The 1,197-nt window shown below is 65.8% G+C and carries 2 pseudogenes; both read right to left on the bottom strand.

Features of this window, described 5'->3' with window-relative positions:
• Positions 1 to 878: pseudogene (locus HRL41_RS11900) on the bottom strand (hypothetical protein); the annotation flags it as partial.
• Positions 879 to 953: 75 nt separating this feature from the next.
• A pseudogene (locus tag HRL41_RS12530) lies at positions 954 to 1,082 on the bottom strand (helix-turn-helix domain-containing protein); the annotation flags it as partial.
• Positions 1,083 to 1,197 lie beyond the last annotated feature (115 nt).

Raw genomic sequence — 1,197 nt, 5'->3', positions numbered from 1 at the left:
GTGTTCTTCTCGCAACCGCCCTTCTGCTGGGACTGGCGCGGGTCGCAGTAGTACAGGTGCACCTCGAGCTCGCCGCCCGCGGCGCGCTCGCCGAGCAGCTCGCCTATGCCGGCCTCGTCGGCGAACTCCTCGCCGTTGTCGGTGAGCGCGACGCGCATCCACCTGGCGTGCATAAGCTTCGGCATTATGGATCTGACATTGCGCAGCTCCTTTATGACGCTCGCGCAGTCGTGCGCCTTAAGCAGAAGCCCGAGCTGCACGTGGCACGGCAAGTTGTAAAGCGTCAGCACGGCCTGCTTGTCGACGTTGCGGCCAACGACGCAGTCGAGCTCGGTGCGGGCGTCCTTGAGGCCGTCCGGGAGCTTTTCGAACTCATCGTAGCTGCGCTTGGGCGAGTGCCGGGTCGGCTTGCGCGAGGCTTTCTTTCTGCGCGGCCTGAAGCCGACCTTGCGCTCAAGCTCGAGGTTCGTGAGCCCGCCGTAGCCGGCATCGGTCCAGCGATAGATAGTAGACTGGCTGACGCCGACGACGTCGGCATACAATACCGATATCTCATAGGGGGACAGCCCCCGCGACTCCCCGTCTTTTATATGGGCCAGCGCGGCCTCGGCGCGCCCCGGGTCCATGTCGATGCCCTTCCGGGACTCGCTGCGCCGCTCGTCGGAGGCCTTCTGGGCCACCTCGGTGTCGTAGACGTATCGGTTGGCCCGGTTGCAGCCGTAGCGGTTCTTACGGCAGCCGTTGCACACCCACGGCGCGCGCACGAGCGCGTCGCACGCGATCCGGTCGGCGTACGCCGCGCAATGGTCGCGGCAGTCCCGGGCGTCGCAGCCCGCGCAGAACGCGCCCTCGCGCACGCATTCTGCGCACACGCCCACGCGCTTGCACCAGTTCCGTTCCCGACATGCGGACCTGCGCGGCCTGAAGGCGCGGAGATGCCTGTTCTCGCGCACCTCCCTCGAGACGGTCGACGGCTGGCGCCCTATCAGCCTCGCGATCGCCCTGAACGAGTCGCCCCGCGTCAGCCCCTCCTCGATCTCCCTTCTTTCCCTCAAGGTCAGTTGCCTGTATTCTCCGTTCATGGCTCTTTCCTGTCTTCTGTGGATGGCAAGGTTTGGCGACTGGACACCATAGCTGGAAAGGGTCATTTTGTGTATTGCGGCGGGCGCTCGGGCCAAAGGGCCCTCACGTCCGCCG

Origin of the sequence: Adlercreutzia sp. ZJ473, from assembly GCF_013185065.1 — a bacterium.
GTDB lineage: Bacteria > Actinomycetota > Coriobacteriia > Coriobacteriales > Eggerthellaceae > CAAEEV01.
Note: the sequence above shows the minus strand (reverse complement) of the source record. Positions and strands in the feature narration are given on the sequence as shown.